Source organism: Collinsella aerofaciens, from assembly GCF_039758815.1.
GTDB classification, from domain to species: domain Bacteria; phylum Actinomycetota; class Coriobacteriia; order Coriobacteriales; family Coriobacteriaceae; genus Collinsella; species Collinsella aerofaciens_BP.
This window is the reverse complement of record NZ_JBDMSK010000015.1, coordinates 41,748-48,504: the sequence shown is the minus strand read 5'-3', so window position 1 is coordinate 48,504 and position 6,757 is coordinate 41,748. Positions and strand designations below refer to the sequence as shown.

Annotated in this window: 4 protein-coding genes; 2 read left to right on the top strand and 2 right to left on the bottom strand. The window is 57.5% G+C overall.

What is annotated here, in order from left to right; translation table 11 throughout:
- Positions 1-38 precede the first annotated feature (38 nt).
- Positions 39-2,891: a Spy0128 family protein gene (locus ABHT90_RS07390; RefSeq protein WP_346982092.1), complete on the top strand. Its 2,853-nt coding sequence runs from the start codon at positions 39-41 to the stop codon at positions 2,889-2,891.
- Entirely contained in the window at positions 2,845-4,536 is a 1,692-nt protein-coding gene (locus ABHT90_RS07385; protein WP_346982091.1) for a SpaA isopeptide-forming pilin-related protein, read from the top strand. The genes ABHT90_RS07390 and ABHT90_RS07385 overlap by 47 nt, the downstream gene beginning before the upstream one ends.
- A 191-nt stretch (positions 4,537-4,727) precedes the next feature.
- Here the strand turns inward: ABHT90_RS07385 and ABHT90_RS07380 are convergent, their stop codons facing one another.
- On the bottom strand, positions 4,728-5,873 hold the full coding sequence (locus tag ABHT90_RS07380) for a DUF8173 domain-containing protein (protein ID WP_342996779.1): 1,146 nt from the start codon (positions 5,871-5,873) through the stop codon (positions 4,728-4,730).
- A gap of 106 nt (positions 5,874-5,979) precedes the next feature.
- A complete protein-coding gene (locus ABHT90_RS07375) occupies positions 5,980-6,669 on the bottom strand; it encodes a trimeric intracellular cation channel family protein (protein ID WP_229065363.1) in 690 nt (229 codons plus the stop codon).
- Positions 6,670-6,757 lie beyond the last annotated feature (88 nt).

Sequence of the window (6,757 nt, the reverse complement as noted above, 5' to 3'; positions counted from 1 at the left end):
ACCCGGCAAGGGGTCGATAGCTTTGCAATTTCAAAAAGATGATTGAGGCAGAATGTCAATTCTGGTCTAACAGAGCCAAAGCAAATCACCAACAATCTCTTACGATTAAAGGGGCGTCGGAACCGTTTCAATACGACATGATTCAAAAAGAGGCTGGCTCCGGAACATCGTCTGTCATCACTTGGAAGGTTGTGCTCAACAGGGGATCTCTCAAGGCCGATATGTCTGGCTACACCTTTACCGACAAGCTCGATGGCAAGCAGGATTATATTGGCAGCTATACGGTCTACAAGGGCGAGACCGCCGATGAAAAACAAAAGATCGATGAGGAAATGCTGAGCGAGTCAGGGGATTCATTTAGCTATACGTTTAATCCAAAAGAGGGCGATCGGTATGCGACCTACTGCATCGTCTATCAAACTAAGCTGAAAGATGAGAATTCCTACGAAAAAGTTAGTAACACGGCAAGTGTGAAAAAAGAAGACTCCGGTCTGCCCTCTGGTGAAAGCACCGCATACTACATCCGTCCTTGGACGGGCAAAACCATTAGCAAAACGCTGCTTAATCCGGATGAGGCATCTCGGACCGGAAAAGCAACTTGGCAATTACGCGTAGAGCTCCGTGATTACGTAAATGCGAAAAACCCAACATCCATTCTTATCAAAGATACCATGCTGGCGGCTTGGAAGCAGACTATGGGGCCGGATACCTCCGATGGCCCTTCACATGTAATTACCATTGGGGGTACCAAACTGGACCAAGGTACCGATTGGACGTTTGCAGGTGGTGAAAATCCGTCGCAGAACAGCAACCAACACAACTGCAATATCCAAATAACCATTACGGATAAAGTCAAAGAAGCGTTTGATAAGTCCCCCGAGGTGGTTATTACGTATAAAACGGTGACCGATGCACTTCCTGGTTGGTACTCCAACTTCGCCTCTGTCGACGGGTTTAGCGGCTATTCTGATTTTGTCTTTTACTATGTTGAGGGCGAAGCGGAGCCTTCGGTTGAGAAGAGTGTAAAAATAAATGAAGACGGCTCGCAAGCACGGTGGGATGAGACGTTTGACTGGAAATCAGTGGATGGCTCGAACGACAAAGGTGCGTGGATTGTCGACTGGACTGTCTATGCCAATCGAGCTAAGACGCCTGCCGGTGAGTATTATGGCGCTGGCAGGCTCAATGGCAAGGATGTCGTTGTCAAAGATGAGCTTCCTGAGGGAATGAGTTATATTCCCGGCTCGGCTAAATATTCTTTGTATTCAAATCCCTACGGGACGGCGGTGCCCGGCCGCGAATGGGAACATGAGAGAGAAAAAACCGAGGTTTCGGATGTCTTGCTGACGCCTGCTGTCGATCGCCAGATGGTTGCGTTTTCAATTCCAACGGAAAAGCTGGGCAATAATACAGGGTACGCAAAGCTGACGTATTCGACTGCTGTTAAAAGGTCGGTAGTCGATACGTCAAAGAATCTCGGCGAGCTCACGAACTCGGCGAGCGCAAGCTCAGATGGTAAAGAATTTAAGGCGGACTCTGATACCGTACAGATCAAGAACGACGTATTGTCAAAGACAGGTTCGTCGGTAAGTAATAGCAAGCGAATTCAATACACGATTTTCGTTAATGAATCGGCACTAGACTTAAAGGTCGGAACCGACTACCTCGATCTGTTCGATGTGATGGATTCTAAGTGTACGTTTATCCCCTCGTCGCTTAGCGTATCTGAGTGCGATAACGGCGATTGGCGTGTGCTGACAAAAGAAAAATACAGAGCGACTCTTGACTCGATTGGCGAGGGCGCTGGAAAGCAGCAGCGATTGACGTTGAGGCTTCCCGATGAGAAATACCTGAAAGTCGAATATGAAGTTCTGTCCGGTGAGTCTGGTACAGTTTCCCTTTCCAACGAGGCGCAGCTTGAAGGTGTTGCAGGCGGGTATGTGAAACACGAGCGTGAATATGACATAGATGCCGGCGCATCGGGAGGCGGAACGGGGCACGGCATTGTGGTCCACAAAGTGGATGAAAAGGACGTTGCCGCGCCGTTGGCTGACGCTACGTTCACACTCTATGCGATTGACATGGATAAGGCGCAGGGCAGTGCCGGCGTTGAGGGCGCAAAGACGTTTTTTTCTGACGGAACGACCGGCCCTGACGGAAGTGTGACTTTTGGAACGAGTTCGGAAACGAGTTCGGACGCCATGGCTTCCTGCAAGCTTTACTGCCTCGAGGAGACGACGGCGCCTCCTGGATATCGCGTCGCCCAACCAACATGGATTCTGCTCAAGGGCAATGCGCCCGAAGAGCAATACGAGCAAGCCATGAACAAGGCGAAATCTTTGATTGATGCCGATACGGAGATAACGTCAGATGCAGAGATTTGGGTGTATGACGCGCCCCTTGAAGGCAAAGCGACGATAAAAGCAAATAAAGTGCTTAAAGGCGGAACCTTCAGGGAAGGTCAGTTCTCGTTCGCGCTTAAGGACGCCGAGGGCAAAGTGCTCCAGACGGTGACCAATAATGACAAGGGAAATGTCTCCTTTGACGTCAAGTACAACAAGGCGGGAATCTATACCTACACCATCTCCGAGGTCGAGCCCGAGGGTGCCATCGACCATGTTAAAGATCACATCACCTATGACACGACCCCGCGCAAAGTCACGGTTGAGGTAACTAATGGCACGGACCAACTCAACGCCGTAGTTGCCTATGGCGATGGCTCTCAGGATCCGCCGACCTTTACCAACAAGTATTCGACTACGCTACCTGAGGCGGGCGGGGCTGGTTTGACTATGACGTATTTAGCTGGTGCTTCGATGCTGTGTTTTGCCGCGACGTGGATGCATGCTCGCCGCCATCGTGATCTTGATCGGAGTGGTCGTCGTGAGTAAAGTGCTCCGTCATATGTTGGCCGTCGTGGTGATGTCCATGGCCGTCGTCTTCGCTTTTGCGATCGCCCCTGGAACGGCCCGTGCTGCCGACACCGGAGCCATTACGGTGGACGGTACAGTCGCGACACGTTACGACGCGTACCAGCTCTTTTCGGCGACCGTTGTCGACGATGCCGATGCCGACCAAAAGGTCGCAACTGATGTAGCGTGGGCGAATGACACGGTTCGCCAAGCTGCCCTTCCCGTGTTTCATGATGCAGGGCTTGATAACTCGGCATCGACGGCGCAAGAGGCTGCCGAATGGATGAATGCCGACGGGCACATGACGACCACGCTAGCGGCAAAGCTTGCCCGTGCGATTTACAATGCCGGTGCGCCTTCCGTGGCCCTTAACGCGGGCACGACGGCCGAGCTGCCCTGCGGCTACTGGCTCATCGTCGCCGACGATGACGCCATTTCCCAGGGCGAGGCCGGCACCGCGCCGATCATGGCCCTGGTGGGCGGCAGCGCCGTCAGCGTCAAGCCCAAGGCCGCGACCCCCAAGGTGTCCAAGCACGTGCTGGAGGACAGCGCCGCCGCCTGGCAGAAGGCCGCCGACGCCACGGTCGCCGACGACCTGTACTGGCGCCTCTCGGCCACGGTCCCGGCGGGGCTCACGGCCTACGACACCTATACGGTGCGGTTCGTCGACACCATGGGCGCGGGGCTCGACCCCTCCAAGGTGGCCGCGAGCATGCGCGTGTACGCGGCGGCGGGCGCGGACGGCGGCTTCGACGCCGTCCAGACCGGCAAGGACGGCCGCGCCGGCACCGAGCCCGCGAAGGGCTGGACCGACATCACGGCCCAGTGCGCCACCAAGGTGGCGGTCGACGGTAAGACCTTCACCGTGCGCACCGGCGACCTCATCGCCGCGCTCGGCGGGGTCGACGCCTTCACCGCGGGCGCCCGCGTGGTTGCTGTCTACGATGCGCCGTTGGGGGCCAGCTGCAATAGGGGCGCTACCAAGGGCAACCCCAACGAGGTCTGCCTGCGCTACCCGCGCTCTCCTCTCGCCGACCAGTCCGGCGACGCCGGCTTCACCCGCACGCCGAGCGATGACGCGTGCGCCTACACCTGGGGACTCAGTCTGATCAAGCGCTCAAGCTCGGACGATAAACCGCTCGCGGGCGCCAAGCTGCGCATCATCGATGACCGCGGGCGCATCCTAACGACCGACGGCTCGTGGTCGACGGATGCCGCCGCGTGCGTCACCACGGGCGCGGACGGCCATGTGGAATTGAGCGGTGTGGACGCGGGTGTCTACACCGTCGAAGAGGTCGCGGCTCCCAAGGGATACACCGCCTTTGAGGGCAAGCGAACGGTAACGGTTACGTCCGAGGGATTGGACGTTAAACAGGTTGCAGCCGCGAAGCCCAAGGTGACCGTGTCGGCCGAAAGCCCTCTGCGGGTTGATACCGCTGATGCCGGGACGGGTTCGATTGAACTGTCGGTGCTCAACACTCCAAGCAAAGAAGCAAGTCGAGGCTTTATGCCCTCGACGGGAGATAGAACGTTGGTGCTGGTGGCGGCTTTGGCTGCCATCGGAGTGGCGGCTATTGTTGTCGCGCTCGTCATCAAGCGGGGAGGCGGTCGTCGTGAAAAATAATTGCCCCCCTGCTTAATGGCGTGCTGCCTCCGTAGCGAGTGACGCACAGGCCTACCGACCTGATGATCATTGGTTTTGAAAAAGTTACTAGAGAACCCTCCAAGAAAAGCGGGGCACCCGGTCGACATGACCGAGTGCCCCGCTTCGTTTGTTGGTGCAAAGTAACCTGGCACCTTTGTGGTGGTTGGTGGCTAAGCGGTGGGGAGTCCTGGCATGTTAGCCGGCTGCTGCGGCTTGAGGTGGGCGTTGCGCCAGATGATCTGGATAACGTAGCCGAGCATAAAGACAAAGGCTACGCCGCTGATGAAGTCACCTACGAGGGGAAGCCCCGTGAGGGCGCCTGCGATTACGCCGCCCACGGCTGCCATGGCGTAGCGGTTTTGGTTGTGTCCGACCATGCGGGAGATCGCGCACCCCGCAAAGGCACTCGACACCAACGCGATGCCGATAACGCCGCACAAGAGGGCTCCGGCAAGCGACAGACCAGCGATAGAGATAATTAGCAGTAGGACGGCGGGGACGATAGCAATCGTGCCCAGAAGACCGCTCACCCACAGGGGTATGGGGCGCTGGTGGAGCATGCCGGCGGCGCTGGCGGTCGCGCGCGGAAAGACGAGCTCGAGCAGCAGAGCGACAAAGCAGGTCGAGAGTGCCGCGGCGACGATACCGCCGATGACATCGTTAACGGTGGAAGTATCCTCGTTCTCGGTGCGGTCGATCTTGAGCGCGCCTACCTCGGCTCCTGCGGCACGCTCGGGGTCCTCGGAGACGTGCGCGTTCACGGTGCCGGTGATGTGGGCGTTCTTGCCCAGGATGAGCTTGTCGGCCCAAACCTCGACATCGCCCTCGACGGTGCCATCGATGGTCACCGTGTCGCCCGCAAGCGCTGCCGACTTGGTAGAGCCGCGCAGGGCAACCGTCTCGCCTATCGCGTAAAAACAGTTGGCGGTGCTGTCGGAATTGAGCACAACGTGCTGACCGACGACCGTGACGCTGCCATCAACCGTGGTCTTGGCGATATCGATAGTGCGTGCCGCCAAGCGGACGGCGCCGCCCACCGTGCAGTCGCGGATGGAGAGGCTCTCGCCTGCTGCAATTATGTCGCGGCCGATGGACGCATCGTCCAAGTTGAGGGCCTGACCTGCCCAGTACAGGTCACCTTCGACGCCGGACGAATTGGCGTCATTGTCGGTCGCAAGTACGTTGCCTGCGGTGTCCGTGCCGGCGAACGACGCCGTGGGAAGCGCGGTGACCGCTAGAGCGATGAGCGCGAATAAGATCGTGATGCGGCCCCACGCTTTACGGCGCTGGGTCGACGGGAATTGATTACAGGGCATAGTGAATCCTTCGTTAGATACTCGGCATATACCTAACAGGGTACCCAACGCGTGGGCGCTCTAAAAGAACCTCTCGGTTGCATTTCGAAGGATGAGCCCGCGCTACCTACTTTTTGCGATGCAAAAAGCGTGCGATGTCATCCTCGGTGGGGCTTTTGATATCAAAGCGCAGCGACAGCCAGCGTAGTCCCATGGTCACCACGACGCAAACGACCAGTGCGACGACATTGCTGACCAAGCCGCTCATGACAAGGCAAACATAGCTTGCCGATCCGGCGATGGCCGCGATGGCATAGAAGTTGGTGCGCTGGAAGATACCCGGCACCACACCCATAAAACCATCTCGCAGCATGCCGCCGCCCACCGCGGTAAAAAAGCCCATCATGATGCACACCGCCGGCGCAAAGCCGTAGACCAGCGCCTTGTCTGCGCCGGTTGCCGCATAAATACCCACCGAGATGATATCGAGCAGGGGAATGAGCTTTTCGGGCTTGTCGACGATTGCCGGGAAGATGTAGATGATGGCCGCGGTGGCGATGGAGAGCGGGAGCGCCATCGGTTGGTTGAGGATGTAGACGTTGCCCACCTGCAGCGTCATATCGCGCAAAAGACCGCCGCCCAGTCCACAGACCACGGCGAGCGCGACGGCGCCCACCAGGTCGAGTTTGTGCTCGCGTGCGACCAACACGCCCGAGATCGATGCCGCGACGACGGCGAACATCTCGAGCCAAAATGGGATGGCAACCATGGCATCCGAGGCGTGTGCGGTAACGATCATAGCGGCGGCAACGGGCAAGATGGGGTCCTTTGAGTTACGGGTTTAGACAATGCCCGTACATAGTACATGTTCGGCGCCGATTGCGACCCTATTGCTCGGCAAACGG

Excerpts from the sequence above, each read along its gene's own strand:
- ABHT90_RS07380 (WP_342996779.1), bottom strand. The coding sequence starts at position 5,873 with ATGCCCTGTAATCAATTCCCGTCGACCCAGCGCCGTAAAGCGTGGGGC.
- ABHT90_RS07390 (WP_346982092.1), top strand. The coding sequence starts at position 39 with ATGATTGAGGCAGAATGTCAATTCTGGTCTAACAGAGCCAAAGCAAAT.
- ABHT90_RS07385 (WP_346982091.1), top strand. The coding sequence starts at position 2,845 with ATGCTCGCCGCCATCGTGATCTTGATCGGAGTGGTCGTCGTGAGTAAA.